General features: G+C 68.3%; 16 protein-coding genes. 7 read left to right on the forward strand and 9 right to left on the reverse strand.

From position 1 onward, the window contains the following. Positions 1 to 266: 266 nt before the first annotated feature. The 3 genes from ACFFGN_RS19825 to ACFFGN_RS19835 are packed head-to-tail and all read left to right on the forward strand — an operon-like array spanning position 267 to position 2,478. Positions 267 to 944: an MFS transporter gene (locus tag ACFFGN_RS19825; protein WP_380049683.1), complete on the forward strand. Its 678-nt coding sequence runs from the start codon at positions 267 to 269 to the stop codon at positions 942 to 944. Next, positions 932 to 1,345 carry an MFS transporter gene (locus ACFFGN_RS19830; protein ID WP_380049685.1) on the forward strand — a complete coding sequence of 138 codons (414 nt, stop codon included), beginning with the start codon at positions 932 to 934 and terminating at the stop codon, positions 1,343 to 1,345. The genes ACFFGN_RS19825 and ACFFGN_RS19830 overlap by 13 nt, the downstream gene beginning before the upstream one ends. After that, positions 1,342 to 2,478, forward strand: a complete 1,137-nt coding sequence (locus ACFFGN_RS19835) for an LLM class flavin-dependent oxidoreductase (RefSeq protein WP_380049687.1) — start codon at positions 1,342 to 1,344, stop codon at positions 2,476 to 2,478. The genes ACFFGN_RS19830 and ACFFGN_RS19835 overlap by 4 nt, the downstream gene beginning before the upstream one ends. Here ACFFGN_RS19835 and ACFFGN_RS19840 read toward each other — a convergent pair. From ACFFGN_RS19840 to ACFFGN_RS19865, 6 genes are all read right to left on the reverse strand, one after another. Further along, positions 2,447 to 4,558, reverse strand: coding sequence for a heavy metal translocating P-type ATPase (locus ACFFGN_RS19840; protein ID WP_380049689.1), 2,112 nt, complete (start codon positions 4,556 to 4,558; stop codon positions 2,447 to 2,449). The genes ACFFGN_RS19835 and ACFFGN_RS19840 overlap by 32 nt on opposite strands. 98 nt (positions 4,559 to 4,656) lie before the next feature. After that, positions 4,657 to 5,271 carry a DUF305 domain-containing protein gene (locus ACFFGN_RS19845; RefSeq protein WP_380049691.1) on the reverse strand — a complete coding sequence of 205 codons (615 nt, stop codon included), beginning with the start codon at positions 5,269 to 5,271 and terminating at the stop codon, positions 4,657 to 4,659. A 90-nt stretch (positions 5,272 to 5,361) separates the two neighbouring features. Continuing rightward, positions 5,362 to 5,826, reverse strand: coding sequence for a DUF6153 family protein (locus ACFFGN_RS19850; RefSeq protein ID WP_380049693.1), 465 nt, complete (start codon positions 5,824 to 5,826; stop codon positions 5,362 to 5,364). A 37-nt stretch (positions 5,827 to 5,863) separates the two neighbouring features. Next, entirely contained in the window at positions 5,864 to 6,889 is a 1,026-nt protein-coding gene (locus ACFFGN_RS19855) for a potassium channel family protein (protein ID WP_380049695.1), read from the reverse strand. Further along, on the reverse strand, positions 6,786 to 7,910 hold the full coding sequence (locus ACFFGN_RS19860; protein ID WP_380049697.1) for a GNAT family N-acetyltransferase: 1,125 nt from the start codon (positions 7,908 to 7,910) through the stop codon (positions 6,786 to 6,788). Before ACFFGN_RS19860 ends, ACFFGN_RS19855 begins: the two co-directional genes overlap by 104 nt. Positions 7,911 to 7,992: 82 nt before the next feature. Continuing rightward, positions 7,993 to 8,403 (reverse strand): hypothetical protein, encoded by a 411-nt coding sequence (locus tag ACFFGN_RS19865; RefSeq protein WP_380049699.1) that lies wholly within the window; start codon positions 8,401 to 8,403, stop codon positions 7,993 to 7,995. A gap of 88 nt (positions 8,404 to 8,491) precedes the next feature. Between ACFFGN_RS19865 and ACFFGN_RS19870 the strand changes: the two genes are divergently transcribed. Together ACFFGN_RS19870 and ACFFGN_RS19875 are read left to right on the forward strand one after the other, a co-directional pair. Next, on the forward strand, positions 8,492 to 9,097 hold the full coding sequence (locus tag ACFFGN_RS19870; RefSeq protein WP_380049701.1) for a hypothetical protein: 606 nt from the start codon (positions 8,492 to 8,494) through the stop codon (positions 9,095 to 9,097). 209 nt (positions 9,098 to 9,306) lie between these two features. After that, complete coding sequence (locus ACFFGN_RS19875; RefSeq protein ID WP_380049703.1) at positions 9,307 to 11,085, forward strand: glycerophosphodiester phosphodiesterase family protein; 1,779 nt, start codon at positions 9,307 to 9,309, stop codon at positions 11,083 to 11,085. Here ACFFGN_RS19875 and ACFFGN_RS19880 read toward each other — a convergent pair. Then, positions 11,039 to 12,145 (reverse strand): carboxylate-amine ligase, encoded by a 1,107-nt coding sequence (locus ACFFGN_RS19880; protein ID WP_380049705.1) that lies wholly within the window; start codon positions 12,143 to 12,145, stop codon positions 11,039 to 11,041. The genes ACFFGN_RS19875 and ACFFGN_RS19880 overlap by 47 nt on opposite strands. A gap of 55 nt (positions 12,146 to 12,200) precedes the next feature. Here ACFFGN_RS19880 and ACFFGN_RS19885 point away from each other — a divergent pair, with 55 nt between their 5' ends. Together ACFFGN_RS19885 and ACFFGN_RS19890 are read left to right on the forward strand one after the other, a co-directional pair. Beyond that, positions 12,201 to 12,938, forward strand: coding sequence for a HipA family kinase (locus tag ACFFGN_RS19885; protein WP_380049707.1), 738 nt, complete (start codon positions 12,201 to 12,203; stop codon positions 12,936 to 12,938). After that, on the forward strand, positions 12,935 to 13,315 hold the full coding sequence (locus tag ACFFGN_RS19890) for a DUF3037 domain-containing protein (RefSeq protein WP_380049709.1): 381 nt from the start codon (positions 12,935 to 12,937) through the stop codon (positions 13,313 to 13,315). Before ACFFGN_RS19885 ends, ACFFGN_RS19890 begins: the two co-directional genes overlap by 4 nt. Positions 13,316 to 13,319: 4 nt before the next feature. On the opposite strand, the gene pgm is transcribed toward ACFFGN_RS19890, so the two are convergent. Together pgm and ACFFGN_RS19900 are read right to left on the reverse strand one after the other, a co-directional pair. After that, a complete protein-coding gene (gene pgm, locus ACFFGN_RS19895) occupies positions 13,320 to 14,945 on the reverse strand; it encodes a phosphoglucomutase (alpha-D-glucose-1,6-bisphosphate-dependent) (protein WP_380049711.1) in 1,626 nt (541 codons plus the stop codon). A gap of 32 nt (positions 14,946 to 14,977) precedes the next feature. Next, positions 14,978 to 16,525 carry a fused MFS/spermidine synthase gene (locus ACFFGN_RS19900; protein WP_380049713.1) on the reverse strand — a complete coding sequence of 516 codons (1,548 nt, stop codon included), beginning with the start codon at positions 16,523 to 16,525 and terminating at the stop codon, positions 14,978 to 14,980. Positions 16,526 to 16,761 lie beyond the last annotated feature (236 nt).

A 16,761-nucleotide genomic window follows, 5' to 3' on the forward strand; every position in this document is an offset into this window, starting at 1 on the left:
GAGCAGCGTTCTCGGCGGCACGCGCTGCCGCGCCGCGGTCCAGCGTCTGGTCCACGTCGAGCTCATCAGCAATCGGATCGAACATACTCTCGATTATATCCGACAGCTGACCCCGAACCTCGTTATCCACAAGGCAAATCGAGCCAACCGCCGACAACCCCGCGAAGCCTGCCCGAATGGTGGGACACGACCTATCCGCCGATTTTTCTCTACTAACCTCATCGACTTAGTAACCCATGCGACATCACCCGCCCAAGAGGAGTTTGATGAGCAGCGTCAAAGCGCCACCGCCGCCGCGCAAGATCGCCGTCGCGGCGTGTGTCGGCGCGACCATCGAGTGGTACGACTTCTTCTACGGCACCGCCGCCGGCCTGGTCTTCAACAAGCTCTACTTCTCCGACCTGGACGGACCGGCCGCGCAGTTCGCGTCGTTTGCCACGTTCGCCGTCGGGTTCCTGGCCCGGCCGATCGGTGGGCTGCTGTTCGGCCACTTCGGTGATCGGCTCGGCCGCAAGAGGATGCTGATCTACACCCTCGTCATCATGGGCGTTGGCACAACCGCGATCGGCCTGTTGCCGAGCTACGACGCGATCGGCGTGTGGGCGCCGGTCCTGCTGGTGATTCTGCGCATCGTCCAGGGCATCGGCGTCGGCGGGGAGTACGGCGGCACGGTCCTGCTCGCCGTCGAGTATGCTCCGGCGAACCGGCGCGGGTTCTTCGGCAGCTTCGCCCATATCGGCGTACCGGCCGGGCTCTTCCTCCCTCGACCGCCTTCTCGCTCGCGAGCCTGTTGCCGCAGGCCGCGTTTCTCGCCTGGGGCTGGCGGATCTGCTTCGCGACCAGCCGAAGACGCTACTGCTCGGCATGGGTACGCGGTATATCGAGGGATTCACTCGCCGGAGGCCTCTCGGCTCGGATCGGCCGGGAACCCGTGTATCGCTTAGGGACCTGGCTCGCTCTGCTCTTCGCCTTCCCAGCCGCGGCGCTGGTTCGGCGCGGAACGTCGGTCACCATTTTTGTTGCCCTGGTCATCGGTGTCGGCGTACTCGACGGCACCGTCTACGGACCACTCGCGGCCTTCTGGGCGGAGTCGTTCGATACTCGCGTGCGTTATACCGCGCTCGGCGCGTTGTACCAGTTGTCCGGCATCGTCGCGTCCGGGCTCACTCCGTTGATCGCGGCGTGGCTGGTCGCGCTCCGCGGCGGAGACCTTTGGTGGCTGGCGGCGTACAACGTGGCTGTCGCGATCGTCAGTCTCCTGTCGGCCCGGGCCTTGCCGGAAACCCTTGGCCGTGACCTTGAATCCACCCCGCGATCCCCTGTTCTGGATGGAGCTGTCCGATGACCCTCACCTTCCACTGGTTCCTGCCGACCTCCGGCGACTCACGCAATATCGTCGGCGGCGGGCACGGCGCGGACGTCGTACATCGCGATCGGCGTGCGAGCATCCGGTATCTGCGGCAGATCGCTTCGGCTGCCGAGGACCTCGGGTTCGAAGGTGCGCTGACGCCCACCGGGTTGTGGTGCGAGGACGCTTGGTTGTCGACGGCAACGTTGCTCGACACAACCGATCGGCTGAAGTTCCTGGTCGCGTTCCGGCCCGGGCTGATCGCGCCGACGTTGGCTGCGCAGATGGCCGCGACCTTCCAGAACCAGTCGGGCGGACGCCTACTGCTGAACGTGGTCACGGGTGGCGAACCCGCCGAGCAGAAGGCGTTCGGGGACTTCCTCAGCAAGGACGAGCGGTACGAGCGCACCGGCGAATTCCTCGCGATCGTGCGCCGCCTTTGGCAACACGGCGATCCGTTCGACTTCAACGGCAAGCACCTGAGGGTGGCGCAGGCACGGCTGGTCTCCGTGCCGGACCCGACTCCCCCGATCTACTTCGGTGGTTCGTCGGCGGCCGCCGGGCCCGTTGCCGCCGCACGCAGCGACGTCTATCTCACGTGGGGCGAACCGCCTTCGGCCGTTGCGGACAAGCTCGCCTGGATCCGCCGGCTCGCCGCGGAGCAAGGCCGGACCGTTCGGTTCGGGATCCGCCTGCACGTGATCAGCCGGGATACCTCGGACGACGCCTGGCGCGAAGCGCGTCGGCTGATCGAGGCGCTACCGACCGAGACCATCGCGAAGGTCCAGGCCGGGTTGCACCGCAGCGAATCCGAGGGGCAGAAGCGGATGCTCGCGCTGCACGGTGGTTCCACCGACGGCCTCGAGATCTCGCCGAACCTCTGGGCCGGGGTGGGTCTCGCGCGCGGCGGGGCCGGTACGGCGCTGGTGGGATCGCACGATGAGGTAGCCCTCAGGATCAAGGAGTACGCCGATCTGGGCATCTCCGAGTTCATCCTTTCGGGCTACCCCCATCTCGAGGAAGCCTACTGGTTCGGCGAGAACGTGCTGCCCCGCCTGGAGCGCGACGGCCAGTGGAGCCATCCGTCCCGCTCGGCCGTCATTCCGACGGCCGTACCGTTCGCGGTGTGAGGTTCACCCGGCGCAGGAGCTGGGCGTTGAGCGCCACCACGATCGTCGAGACCGACATCAGGGCCGCGCCGACCGCCGGACTGAGGGTCAGACCGGCCCAGGCCAGAACGCCCGCCGCCAAGGGGATCGCGACCACGTTGTAGCCGGCGGCCCACGCCAGGTTCTGGATCATCTTGCGGTAGGACGCCTTGGACAACCGGATCACGCCGGTCACTCCGCGCGGGTCGGACGAGGCCAGTACGACTCCAGCCGATTCGATCGCCACGTCCGTGCCGGCGCCGATCGCGATACCGACGTCGGCGCGGGCCAGGGCAGGGGCGTCGTTCACCCCATCCCCCACCATCGCCACGATCAGCCCACGAGCCTGCAGTTCGCTGACCGCCTTGTCCTTGTCGGCAGGCAGTACTTCCGCGAACACCTCGTCTACGCCTTCGCGGAAGCCCAGGTCGGCTGCGACCGCGCGCGCGACCGGTTCGGCGTCACCCGTGATCATGACGATCTTCTCGACACCAGCCGCGCGGAGCTGTTCGACGGCCTCGCGCGCTTCTGGCCGTACCTCGTCCTCCAGGGCGATCACCCCGGTGGCGACGGCCTGAGCGCCTTCAACACGTAGCAGGTACAGCACCGCGGCACCGCGGGCGGACCACTCCTCGGCGCGGTCGCGCAGTCCACCTGGGACAGTCGCGTCCAACTCCCGCAGCAGGGCGGGGCCGCCGACGGCGTACGTGCTGCGTTCAACGACTGCCTGGACGCCTCGCCCCGTCAGGGACTTGAACTCGCTCGCCCTCGCCCGACCGTCACGCTCGTCTGAAGCGGTCACAATCGCCCTAGCCAACGGGTGCTCGCTGTCGGCCTCGACCGCGCCGGCGATGCGCAGGACCTCGGACTCGTTGATACCGTCACCGGCCACACCGGTCACTACGTGCTCGCCTTTGGTCAGGGTGCCGGTCTTGTCGAACAGGACCGCGTTAACCGTGCGCATCCGCTCCAGCGCCAGCCGGTCCTTCACCAGGATGCCCGCCTTGGCCGCGACGGCCGTGGACAGCGCGATCACCAGCGGGATGGCCAGGCCGAGCGCGTGCGGGCAGGCGATCACCAGGACGGTCACGGTTCGTACGACGGACTCGTTCAGGTTTCCGAACGCCCACCAGGCGATGAAGGTGATCAGCGCGGCGGCGGTCGCGATGTAGAACAGCATCGCGGCGAACCGATCGGCCAGCACCTGGGCGCGTCCACTCGACTGCTGCGCCTCGGCAACCAATCGCTGGATACCGGCCAGCGCGGTGTCCTCGCCGACCGCGGCGATGCGGATCCGGATCGCGGAGTCGGTCGCGACCGTACCCGCGACGACCTTGTCGCCCGTGCTCTTCGAAACCGGCCGGGATTCGCCGGTGATCATCGACTCGTCCAGCTCGGCGGCACCGTCGACGATCTCACCGTCGGCCGGAACCCGCGCGCCGGACCTCACCAGTACGACGTCACCCACGCGCAGGTCGGTGATCGAAACGGTTTCGACGCCATCGTCGGTGACCCGTTCGGCGTCATCCGGCAGCAGCGCGGCCAGGGCGGCGAGCGCGCCTTGCGCCTGACCAATGGCCTTCATTTCCTGCCAGTGGCCCAGCAGCATGATCGTGACCAGGGCCGCCAGTTCCCACCAGAAATCCAGGTCGAACCAACCGAGGCTCGTCGCCAGCGAAGCGACGTACGCGACGGTGATCGCCATCGAGATCAGCAGCATCATGCCCGGCGCGCGGTCCCGGGCCTCGCGAACACCGCCGACCAGGAACGGCCATCCGCCGTACAGGAACACGAACGTGCCGAGCACCGGGCCGATCCAGCTCATGCCCGGGAAGTCCAGCGAGTAGCCGAACCACTCCATCACCATGTGGCTGGTCACGACGATCGGCAGCGTGAGCACCAGGCTCAGCCAGAACTTCCGGCGGAACATCTCCGGATCGTGCCCAGCGTGCTTGTCGTGTCCACCGTGGCCACTGTGGTCTTGGTGTCCACCGTGAGACCCATGTTCGCCGTGCGGCTCGTGGGCCGCGTGGCTTTGCTGGTGCGTTGTGGCCTTCACCATGATCGTTCCTCTCAGCATCCAGGAGTTGCGTACGACGCCGCGGCCTCCCGCCGTGGGCGTCGTACGCGACAACATTATACCCCCGTGGGGTATGCCCGCTAGCTGCTCGCAGTTCCGGAAAGTAGGCGCTGCATGGCGGCGATCTCCCGGTTCTGATCGGCCTCGATCTTCTTGGCCAAGGCGATCGCGGCCGCGTCCTGGCCGCTGGTTTGCTCGGTCTTGGCCATCACGACCGCGCCACGGTGGTGCTTGATCATCAGCTGCAGCCACATCCGGTCGAACGCCGCACCACTGGCCTTACCGAGGTCGGCCATCTCCTGGGCGGTCATCATGCCGGGCATCGAACCGGACATGTCGTGACCGTCATGACCACCCGGGGTCGGCACCGGCTCACCCCACGCGGTCAGCCAGCCGGACAGCTGCCGGATTTCGGGATCCTGCGCGGCCTTGATGGCGGCGGCCAGTTCCTTCACCGCCGCCGCCGTGGCCTTGCCGTTGGCCAGCTCGGCCATCTCGATGGCCTGCTGGTGGTGCGGGATCATGTCGGTCGCGAACTTCACGTCCGCCGCGTTGTGGGCGGCAACTGAGGCGGTAGGCGTGGTTGCCGAGGGCGTTGAGTGATGCTGGCCCGTGCCGCTATCGGAGCCACCGCAGCCCGCGAGAGCCAGGGCGGTGAGCGTGATCAGGGCAGCAATGTTCCAGGTACGTCGCATGAGGAAGTCCTTGTCGTCGAAAGCTGTGCGGAGGTACGGCGCGACGGCGCGCCAAAGAAGCCGATCGCCAGGCTCGGGGCCGGGCTCGGCCTAGGTCCGCAGAACGCAGAGCTTCGACAAGGAGGGTTGTAACCAGGGCGGCGCGGGGCCCGGTGCGATCCGGCGGGTTGCCACGGGCACCATTTGCGCCGGGTGAAAGACGCGCAGACTTCGCCAGGCGAGCAACGCGACGATCGCGAGGGCCAGCAGGGTGAGCATCGCCAAACAGACGTCGCCCATCACATGTTCATGCCCGGCCGGCACAACCTCCACCCCACGCTTGCCATCAGCAACAGCAACAGCCGCCACATGGTGGCCATCAGCAACAACGGCTGCATGGTGGTCGTGGGCAACAACCGTCACATCAGGGCTGACGGGCGCCGCGGACAAAGGCACGGGCATAGCAACGTTGTGATTGCTGGTCAGCCCATGCATGGCGAAGACGCCGGCGAGCAGGCAGACGGTGATCAGGGCCTTGAGCAGACCCGATCGCATCCCGCGCTGCCGGAACTTCACACTCCAACCCTAGCCCGCCGGGACCAGGTTGGTGAGGCTAGTCGTCGGAGTCGTCGGCGCCGGGGCGTTCGGCCCAGGGGGTTTCCTTGGCCGGGCGGACCACGATCAGCTTGTCGCCGGCGGCCAGGACCGAAACGGACGAGTCGTAGTACCGGTGGACCTTGCCGTCGCGGACTACCGAGACCACGCGGTCCGGAACCGACGATGGCGCCTTGCCGACCTCGCGACCCAGCACCGGACGCTCCGCCACCTCGAGGCCCTCGCCGTAGGTGAGCAGGTCCTCCATCACCTCGCCCAGGTTCGGGCTGACGGCGGACAGGCCGAGCAGGCGGCCGACGGCCTCGGACGAGGTGACGACCGCGTTCGCGCCGCTCTGGCGAACCAGCGGCACGTTGTCCTCTTCACGCACGGCGACAACGATGTGGGCGCTCTGGTTGAGCTGACGAACCGCCAGGGTGACCAGTACGGCCGAATCGTCACGGTCGGTGGTCACGATGACCTCACGGGCCGTCGTCACTTCGGCGCGGCGCAGTACGGCCCGGTTGGTCGCGTCGCCGTGGAAGGAGGCGATCTGGTCGTTACCGGCGTCGGCGATGGCCTGGGCGCGCGGGTCGATCACCACCACGTCGCTGAGCTTGACCCCGTTGCTGAGCAGAGTCTGTACCGCGGCACGGCCCTTGGTCCCGTAACCGATGACCAGGGTGTGATCCTTCATGCGCTTCCTCCATCGCGAGTCGCGCATGATCCGCCGACCCTCGTTTGCCAGAACTTCCAGGGTCGTACCGACCAGCACCACCAGGAAGGCGATCCGAAGTGGTGTGACCGCGAACGCGTTCACCAGCCGGGCCGTCGGCGTCACCGGGGTGATGTCACCGTACCCGGTGGTGGTGAGCGTGACGGTCGCGTAGTAGATGCTGTCGATCAGTCCGACCGTGCCGTCCTGGCTGTCCGTATAGCCGTCACGGTCGACCGCCACGATCAGCACCATCATGGTCAGCAGACCAAGCGCGATCAGCAGTCGGCGGAACAGCTCCAGCACCGGCGAGCGTGTGCTGCTCGGCATATGGACCAGCAGGCCGCCCGGATGACGGGTGGGCAGGGGTAGTGACGGCACGTCCCTGACGATAGGCCACCGACGGGCGATCCACAGAATGCGACAGGCTCTGATCGGACAGTGCGACCGTCACGGTGAGGTTGCCGCCACTGTGCACGACCATCGTGCGCATCCGGAGCCGCTCGAGGGTTCGGATCATCGCCAGGTTCTCCGGTTGCACCATGCACACGGCCCGATCCGCCCCGAGCGCCCGCGCCGCGCGGATCACGCCGGCCAGCAGCTGGGAGCCGAGGCCCTGGCGCTGCCAGCCGTCCTCGACCAGTACGGCGATCTCCATCACGCTGGTGCCCTCGGACCCGAGTTCCTCCCACGGAGCGGCCGTCGCCAGACCGATCACGGCACCGTTCACCTCGGCAACAAGCGAGACCCCGCCCGCGGGCGCCGACAGATGGCGGGCCGTCCGCAAGGTGAGCCTCGGCATCGGGACGTGGTACCGCCTGGTCCGGCTCTCGAACGAGCAGCGGTCGTGCATCGCGATGACGGCCTCCGCGTCCGCGCTGGTCGCCGGGCGTACGACGGGTACGCCGCTGCCGGGCCGGGGTCCTTCGACCACCGTCTCGTACTTCGCGGCAAGACGTCCCGCGATCTCGACCAGTACGTCGGCCCGGGCCCACTCGGCCGGGGTGTACTCGTCGAGGCCTTGCAGGCGTTCGAGTTCCTCGTCCACGGTGCACGGGTCGTCGAGCAGGCGCAGCACCGACCGCAGGTATCGCGTCGGCGCGTCCGAAAGCAGCTCCGCCTGGCACGGCCGCACCGTCGTCCGGGTGCAACCGGCCGCAGCGACCAGCGCGGTCAGCTGCTCGGCGGTCCAGCCGGCCGAGGTGGACACGACCAGTTCGTCGATCGCGCCGCCTTCGGAGGGAAAGACCTCCAGGCTGAGAATGTTGATGTTTTCGGCGCCGCAACGCGCGGCGAGCTCGGCCAGCGCGCCTGGGCGGTCGGCCAGCTCGGTCCGGATCTTCCACAACATGGGTCAGCACCCTCCCTTTTGATGACAGGTCCAGCCTGTCCGGGAGGTGTGACCCAGCCGGGTCGGGCGTGTTACGTCCGGGTCACTTCTTGGTCCGGCGACCGGGCAGCCGGGGCACCTTGGGCAGGCGATCGGCGAGTTTGCGCTGCTGAGCGGCCAGTTCGGCGGCGTTCTCCCGGCGGTCGAGATCGGCATGCCGCAGCAGCTCCGGGTACGTCGCCTGCGGCACCGAGGGGTACGTCGTGACGATCGCGTCGCCGCTGAACACGAAGTAGATGATCTGGCCTTCGTGAATCACCTTGAGCAGTGATCCCTCCCGGACCGTGGCGGCGTGTTCCAGCGCCTTGCGCCGGGCGGTGCGTTTGGCCAGGGCGGCCTGGATCGCCTGCTGGGCCGGTTCGCGACCGTGCTTGACCGCTTCGAAGGCCATCGGCCCATAGCGCACGCCGTACTTGACCGCGTTCTTGACCAATCGACTCCGGGCTCCAGGCATATTCCGACTGTACTGATCGACCGGGCCGAACGGCGCGACGCGCTTGGGTGGGGCTGCGGGCATTGGCGCGGTCAGGGAAGATGGGCGCGTGACCGTACCGACACCTCGCCGGCCCATCCTGCCCGGCGCCAAGCTGTTCGAGTCGCTGCCCGGCGCGCACGACCCGGCCACCGTGGCCGAAATGGCGCACCGGACGGCCGAACTGCTGGTGCGCGGAGCACGGTCCACCGACGACGAGCAGGTGGTCGCGCGAGTGGTGAAACTGGCCGACGACTACGGCCTCGACGCACTGGCCGATCTGTGGTCCGACGCACACGCGGATTCGCTGCCGGGCACACTGTGGCGCCTGTACCTGCTGCGTTCCTGGGTGCATTCGGACCCGAGCCGCGTCGCCGGGGAGTACGCCGCCGGCCGCGAACACGCCGAGGTGCACGCAGCCGTCGCGGGTGTCGCGGATCCGCCCGGGCCGACCGAGGTCCGGGACATGGTCGACGCCGTACTGCGTGGCGTGGCGACGGGTGACTTCGCGACCACATTGGACCGCGCGGCGGCGTTCGCGCGGATCGTCGCGACCGGCCGGGTCCACCTGGCCGACGAGGGGCACGAGCAGATCCGCTCGGCCTCCCGGCTGGTGGAGATGGCGGACCAGTTGCAGACCGCCGCGCGGGCCGAACGCGCCAATCAGCTCTGGTGATCTCTGGTTCATTCGTTACACTGACTGAGGCGTCGGGCCGCGGTAGCCCCGGGTCCCACATATAGCCGCTACGAGCGGCCACGCGCCGTGAGGCGCTTCCCGGTCCGACGCCACTAATCTTCACCTCCTGGCCTTCACCTTCTGGTTACTTGCCTGTGGCCCCCGTCAGCAACTGTCGGGGCGACACCAGTTTTGAAGGGAAATCCGCCATGCGTGTGTTCGCTCCACTCGTTCTTGTCACGGCGTTGCTCGGCGCCGTACCAGCCACTGCCGCGGAGGCCACCCGGCCGCGCGAGCTGGATCTGCAGGCTCATCGCGGTGGTCTCGGCCTCACGGTCGAGAGCACGATCGCGTCGTTCTCGCGCGGGCTGCAGGAGGGCGTGAGCACGCTCGAGCTGGACATCCAGATCACCGAGGACGGTCAGGCCGTGGTCACGCACGACCGCCGCGTCGGGGCGCACAAGTGCCGCGACACCGGGCCGTACGTGCCGGGCGATCCGGAGTATCCGTACGCCGGCAAGTACGTCAACACCCTCACGCTGAACCAGGTCCGCCAGCTGGATTGCGGCACGCTGACGCAGCCGAACTACCCGGGCCAGACGCCGGACCCGGGCGCGCGGATGCCGTTGCTGTCCGAGGTGTTCGACCTGGTCAAGGCCTACCGCGCGTACGGCGTGAAGCTGAACATCGAGACCAAGGTCGAAGCCGGCGCGCCCAGCGAAACGGCACCGCGCGAGCAGTTCGTACAGGTGGTGACGCGTGAGATCCGCAAGGCGCACATGTCGCGCCAGGTGACGATCCAGAGCTTCGACTGGGGCGCGTTGATGCGGATCCGCCAGGTCGCGCCGGAGCTGCCCATCATCGCGCTGACCAACTACGACTTCCTGCAGACGGGCCAGCCGGGCAAGTCGCCGTGGCTCGGTGGGCTGGACATCGACGACTTCGGTGGTGACCTGGTCAAGGCCACGAAGTCCTTCGGCGCGAACGCGATCTCGCCGGTGCACGGATTCCCGCAGAACGGCAAGATCACCGACCCGGACTACCGGCCGTACGTCACCACCACCATGGTGAACGACGCGCACCGCGCCGGTATGAAGGTGGTGCCGTGGACGATCAACGACCCGGCCACGATGCGCTCGCTGATCGGCAAAGGCGTCGACGGGATCATCACGGATTACCCGGATCGGTTGCGCACGGTAGCGCGCGAGGCCGGTTTCGCCCTGCCCCGCACGTACGACGCGCCCGCGGTCCGGCCACTCGGTCAGGCCCACGCGCACAACGACTACGAGCACCGTCGCCCGTTGCAGGACGCGCTCGACCGCGGGTTCAGCAGTGTCGAGGCGGACGTGTGGCTGGTTGACGGCGAACTCCTCGTCGCGCACGACCTCGAGGACGTCGTACCGGGCCGGACCCTGGAGAGCCTCTACCTGGCGCCGTTGTCCCAGCGGGTGCGCGCCAACCACGGCAAGGTGTATGCCCGCGGCAACGACGACTTCCAGCTGCTGATCGACATCAAGAGCGATGGACCGTCGACGTACGCCGCGATCGACAAGGCGCTGCGCAAGTACCGCGGCATGCTGACGATCTTCGCGGGCGGCCGAAGCTTCACCGGTGCGGTCACGCCGGTGATCAGCGGCAGCCGCCCGCTGGACGTGCTGAAGGCGCAGAAGCTGCGCTACGCCGGGTACGACGGCCGCCTGGGCGATCTCGGCTCGGGTATGCCCGCGTCGTTGATGCCGTTGGTGAGCGACAACTGGACCAAGCACTTCACCTGGCAGGGCATCGGCGAGTTCCCGGCGGCCGAACGCGCCAAGCTCCGCGACATCGTCGCCAAGGCGCACGCCGCCGGCTACCGCGTCCGCTTCTGGGCCACTCCGGATGTGCCGGGCGCGGCTCGGTCGGCGCTGTGGTCGGAGCTGGTTGCCGCCGGTGTCGACCACCTCAACACCGACGACCTCCATGGCTTGGAGCTGTTCCTGCGCGAGTAGTCGCGGTGGCTGACTGAGCCAGGACGTCGTGAATATTCTGGCGTTGCTGGTAGGCCTTTCGTTGCCTGGCGGCACCGTTGCCGTTCTGCAGCACGGACTTGACCATCTCGTTCACGTACGTCCACTCGCCGAGTTGTTCCAGGGCCGGGCGGACGTGCGTGAGCAGATTGTCGAGGGCCTGCTCGGCGGTGATCTGGGCGGCGTTGTGCACGTCGACCAGCGGGCCTTCGAGGCCCTCGCGGGCGGCGACCACGTACGCGGCCTTGAGCACCTCGGTCTCGATCACCACCGGGGTATCGGCGGCGATGGCGGTCATCACCAAGGCCCGCACGATCGTCGCGTACATGACCGATTCCTCGACCGTGGCGGGTACGTCGGAGACCCGCACCTCGATCGTCGGCAGGTGGCTCGACGGGCGGATATCCCAATAGACCATGCGCTCGTCGAGAATGACGCCCATGTCGATCATGGTGGCCACCAGCGCGTCGTAGTGCTCGGCCGATTCGAAGTACGGCGGCGGGCCGGAGCAAGGCCAGCGCGACCACATGATCCAGCGCCAGCTCGCGAATCCGGTGTCGCCGTCGCCGTACACCGCCGAATTCGCGGTCAGCGCGAGCAGGGTCGGCAGCCAGGGGCGCAGGTAGTTGCTGACCCGGATGGCCGTCTCGCGATCCGGCACGTCGACATGCACGTGGCATCCGCACACGCCCTGCTCGCGGGCCAGTTGCCCGTACTTCCGGGCGATCTCGCGGTACCGGCTCTTCGCCGTGACCCGCAACTCGAACGGCCCGGCCGGTGGCGCGCCCACGGCCAGCAGGCGGGCGCCGTTCTGTTCGGCGGCTCGCGAGAGCGCTGCTCTCATCTGTGAGAGGTGCTCTCGAATCTCCCCGCTGTTCTGGCAGACCGGCGAGTTGAGCTCAACCTGCGATCTGGTCAGCTCCAGTTCGGCATCGACCTCCTCGGACGCCGTCGCGATCACGGCAGCACTCTTCGGCACCGGCGCACCCGATTCGGGATCGACCAGTAGCAGCTCTTCTTCCACACCTACGGACGGATTCACACTCACGCCTCCCCCGTACCCGCGCAGAAACCGGGCCACGCATTAGGCTCAGCGGGTGAGTTTGCCGAGGATCGTCGCAACGCGTTACCTGCTGCCACTGCGTGAGGGTGGATCACTGCCTGGTGTTGTCGAAGGCAACGACCTGGGCACCTATGTGCTGAAGTTCCACGGCGCCGGTCAAGGCCCCAAGGCGCTGGTGGCGGAGGTGATCGTGGGCGAGCTGTTCCGGCGGCTCGGGCTGCGTGTCCCGGAGCTCAAACTGATGGAACTCGACCCGGTGATCGGCCGGTCCGAGCCCGATCACGAAATCCAGGACCTGCTGGTGCGCAGCGGCGGACTCAACCTCGCCGTGGACTTCCTCCCCGGTTCCCTGGGGTACGACGGTTCCAGCGGTACGCCGACCGAGCAGGAGCAAGCCCGGATCCTCTGGCTCGACGCCTTCGTCGCGAACGTGGACCGCTCCTGGCGCAACACCAACCTGCTGGTCTGGCACAAGAACCTCTGGCTGATCGATCACGGCGCCGCGCTCTACTTCCACCACGCGTGGGCCTCGGCGGAGAAGTTCACCGCCACGCCGTACAACGCCGGCGATCACGTCTTCCGCGACGCGGTCACGGGTGTCGCGGGCGTCGACGCGGATCTGGCCGCGGCGATCACCCCGGCGCTGGTGACCGAGGTGGTCGGCCTGGTCCCGGACGAGTGGCTACTGGAGGGCGATCGCGAGCGGTACGTCGGCCACCTGCTCGCACGCGTCGCGGATCGCTCGGCCTGGCTGCCGGGAGGTGCGCGATGAGCTACGCGCCGTTCGACTACGTCATTCTGCGGGCCGCGCCGCGCGTTCACCGTGGCGAGTTCATCAACGTCGGGGCATTGCTGTACTGCCGGGCAGGCGACTTCCTCGGTGCCGCCTGGCACGTTGATCCCGATCGACTTCGCGCGCTCGATCCGGCCGTGGACGTTGAGGCCGTCTGTGCGTCGCTGGAGCACATCCGGGCCATCTGCGCGGGTGATGCCAGCGGCGGTCCGGCCGCCGAGACCAGCATCGGCGAACGGTTCCGCTGGCTCGCCGCGCCGCGCAGCACGGTGGTCCACCCGGGGCCGATCCATGGCGGTCTCACCACCGACCCCGAGGTGGATCTGGACCACCTCCTGACCACCTACGTCAGATAGCCATTCAGGCGTCCAGCGCGGCGGAGACGACCTCGCGGGCTTCGGCGAAGACCTGCTCCAGGTGCTCCTCGCCCCGGAAGGACTCGCCGTAGATCTTGTACAGGTCTTCGGTCCCGGAAGGGCGAGCGGCAAACCAGGCCGACTCCGTGGTCACCTTCAGGCCGCCGACCTTGGCGTCGTTACCGGGGGCGCTGGTCAGGCGGGCGGTGATCGGTTCGCCGGCCAACTCGGTCGCGGTGACGGCGTCGGCGGACAAGGCGGACAGCTTGGCCTTCTGCTCGCGCGTCGCGGGCGCGTCCACCCGGGAGTAGGCCGAGGCGCCGTACTTGTCCACAAGCTTGCCGTGGGCAACGGATGGTGTCGCGCCGGTGACCGCGGTGATCTCGGCAGCCAGCAGCGCGAGCAGAATGCCGTCCTTGTCGGTGGTCCAGACGGATCCGTCGAACCGCAGGAAGCTGGCGCCGGCCGACTCCTCGCCACCGAAGCCGACACTGCCGTCGAGCAGGCCGGGCACGAACCACTTGAAGCCGACCGGGACCTCCCACAGCCGCTTGCCGAGGCCGGCCACCACCCGGTCGATCAGCGAGGACGACACCAGGGTCTTACCGACCGCGACGTCGGCACCCCACTCGCGATGGCTGAACAGGTACGAGATGGCGACGGCCAGGTAGTGGTTCGGGTTCATCAGGCCCGCGTCTGGGGTGACGATGCCGTGCCGGTCCGCGTCGGCGTCGTTACCGGTCGACAAGTCGTACTCGTCGCGCTGCGCGACCAGCGTCGCCATCGCGAACGGCGACGAGCAGTCCATCCGGATCTTGCCGTCGTGGTCCAGCGTCATGAAGCCCCACGCCGGATCGATGTGCGGGTTCACCACGGTCAGGTCGAGGCGGTGCCGTTCCGCGATGGCGGCCCAGTAGTCCACGCTCGCGCCACCAAGTGGATCCGCACCGATCCGCAGCCCGGCCGCGCGGATGGCGTCCAGGTTCAGCACCGACGGCAGGTCGTCCACGTAATGCCCGAGGAAGTCGTACGCCCCGGCGGCCGCGCGGGCCTGCTCGAACGGGACGCGCCGTACGCCGTCGAGGCGGGCCGCGATCAGCTCGTTCGACCGGTTCGCGATCCAGGTGGTCGCCTCGGAACCGGCCGGGCCACCGTGCGGCGGGTTGTACTTGATACCGCCATCACGCGGCGGGTTGTGCGACGGCGTGATGACGATGCCGTCGGCCGAGCCCGGGTTGTCCCGGTTCAGCCGCAGGATCGCGTGCGAGACGGCCGGAGTGGGCGTGAGCCGGTCGGCGCTGTCCACGAGCACGTCGACGCCGTTCGCGACGAGCACCTCCAGCACCGTACGCCAGGCCGGTTCGGACAGGCCGTGGCTGTCCCGGCCGACCAGCAGCGGGCCGGTGGTGCCCTGGCTCTTGCGGTACTCGCAGACGGCCTGGGTGATCGCGAGGATGTGCGTCTCGTTGAAGGCACCGTCCAACGCCGAACCACGATGGCCCGACGTACCGAACACGACCTGCTGGGCCGGATCGGCCGGGTCGGGCACGATTTCGTCGTACGCCGCGAGCAGGGCGTCGACGTCGATCAGGTCGGTCGGCTGGGCGGGCATTCCGGCGCGTGGGTGCATGGCGACCATGCAACCAGATCACGCCGCGTTTATCAGCTCGGGTACGGCGTCAGCAGCTGGTCGACCGGCGCGAAGTCGTCGGTGAGCAGCGGGGCGTCGCGGATGAAAGCCTTCAGCTCGTCGGGCTCGGACACCACCTCGTACAACGGCGCGCGCTCGGGACCGATCGCGGCCAGGATCGCCGCGGCGTCGAACGGGCGGTCCGAGCCGAGCACCACCAGGTTGCCGCCGGTCTCGCCCGCGACCTTCTCCTTGCGGGCGACCACCGCCGTGTGCGGGAATTCCGCCGCGATCGTGCGCACCTCGGCCCGGGCGAACGCCAGCGGCCCGAAGTCGATCACGTTCACGGCGTAGATCCCGTCGGCGTCGAGCACCCGGCGGATGTCCGCGACGGTCTCGCGGGTGGTGAGGTGCCACGGTACGGCGACACCACCGAAGGCGTCCCCGATGACGACGTCGCGGCTGTCGGTGGGCTCGTCCCGCACACCGAGACGGCCGTCCCGGACGATCACCTCGAGATCCGGCCCGGTCTTGGCGCCGAGCTGGTCCTTGTCGATCTGGATGACACCTGGATCGATCTCGAAGACCTTGTTGTGCGTACCAGGCCTAGTCGCCTGGAAGTACCTCGGAAGGGTCAGGCCTCCCCCACCGACGTGCAGCGCCTTCACCGGCTCCGACGCGGCCCAGCGGGCGTCAACCGCCGCCACGATGTCCTTCGCGTACTCGAACTCCAGATACGTCGGGTCGTTCAGGTCGACGTACGAATGGCGGAGGCGGTCCAGGTACAACGTGCGGCCGCTGGCGCGTGCGGGGTCCTCGACGACTCGGGCGCAGTGGTACGCCGTTTCGACCTCGCAGGGCTTCGGGGCGAGCACTGTCAGGCCGGTACCGACTACGGCGATGGCAAGCGGTCCGGCGGCTGCACGGACTCCACGCAGGACGAGCGTCAGGGCGAGCCCGGCGACCACTAGGAAGCCGCCGAGCCACAGGACGATCGTGCTGGTTGGGACCTGGGCGACGAAGACGAAGCCGGTCAGGATCGTGCCGGCGATGGCGCCGACCGTGGCGTACGCGGACAGGCGGCCGACCACCGTGCCGGTCTCGGCCAACGTGCCGAGTTGGAGCTTGGTGACCATCGGAGTGACCGCGGCGAGCAAGGACGCGGGCACGAACATGGCGATCGCGACCGCTAGGAAGACCGCGTTACTCGATCCACCGCGGACGGCCTCGCCGGTCCAGCGAACCACCGGCAGGATCAGCATGATCAGCGCGCCGGAGATCAGGATCGTCGGCCCGAGCGAACGTGTCGGTGGCACCACGTCGGCCAGCCGGCCACCCATCGCGGCACCGGTCGCGATCGCCGCCAGCGCGACACCGATGATCGCGGTATTGGTCTCCAGCGTCAGCCCCAGGTACGGCGCGACCAGCCGAAGCGAGATCAGCTCCAGCACCAGCACCGCCGCGGACGACCCGAACGCCAGCGCGATCGCCGTCCGCCGCCCAATCCGCAACCGCCCGGCTTTGACTTCGTCGGCTGGTTCGGCTGATTCGCCCTGCTTCACGATCTCTGGCTCGCTCACGGCCGCCACCCTATCCACCCCCAGGCGCAGGCCCGGCCCGGCGGCTCGCTCAGGTCTCGTCGAGTTGGCGGAGCAGGTTTTTGGGGGCGACTTGGCGGTAGGCGTCTTCGATCAGGTCGGCGATCGTCGGCCAGTCGGTGCCGGGGTGTCCAGGTAGACGCCGAGCCAGCCGCGGTGCCCGACGTAAGGCGGGCGCAGGCACCACGCCCGCAAGCGCTCCAGCGCGGTGGGCTCGG

The organism is Kribbella deserti (assembly GCF_042434725.1).
In the GTDB taxonomy this organism is placed as follows: domain Bacteria; phylum Actinomycetota; class Actinomycetes; order Propionibacteriales; family Kribbellaceae; genus Kribbella; species Kribbella deserti.

Coding starts and splice junctions, on each gene's coding strand:
- ACFFGN_RS19865 (WP_380049699.1), bottom strand. CDS start 8,403: ATGCCTGGAGCCCGGAGTCGATTGGTCAAGAACGCGGTCAAGTACGGC.
- ACFFGN_RS19840 (WP_380049689.1), bottom strand. CDS start 4,558: ATGGTGAAGGCCACAACGCACCAGCAAAGCCACGCGGCCCACGAGCCG.
- ACFFGN_RS19845 (WP_380049691.1), bottom strand. CDS start 5,271: ATGCGACGTACCTGGAACATTGCTGCCCTGATCACGCTCACCGCCCTG.
- pgm (WP_380049711.1), bottom strand. CDS start 14,945: ATGCACCCACGCGCCGGAATGCCCGCCCAGCCGACCGACCTGATCGAC.
- ACFFGN_RS19860 (WP_380049697.1), bottom strand. CDS start 7,910: ATGTTGTGGAAGATCCGGACCGAGCTGGCCGACCGCCCAGGCGCGCTG.
- ACFFGN_RS19890 (WP_380049709.1), top strand. CDS start 12,935: ATGAGCTACGCGCCGTTCGACTACGTCATTCTGCGGGCCGCGCCGCGC.
- ACFFGN_RS19835 (WP_380049687.1), top strand. CDS start 1,342: ATGACCCTCACCTTCCACTGGTTCCTGCCGACCTCCGGCGACTCACGC.
- ACFFGN_RS19825 (WP_380049683.1), top strand. CDS start 267: ATGAGCAGCGTCAAAGCGCCACCGCCGCCGCGCAAGATCGCCGTCGCG.
- ACFFGN_RS19855 (WP_380049695.1), bottom strand. CDS start 6,889: ATGCCGAGCAGCACACGCTCGCCGGTGCTGGAGCTGTTCCGCCGACTG.
- ACFFGN_RS19875 (WP_380049703.1), top strand. CDS start 9,307: ATGCGTGTGTTCGCTCCACTCGTTCTTGTCACGGCGTTGCTCGGCGCC.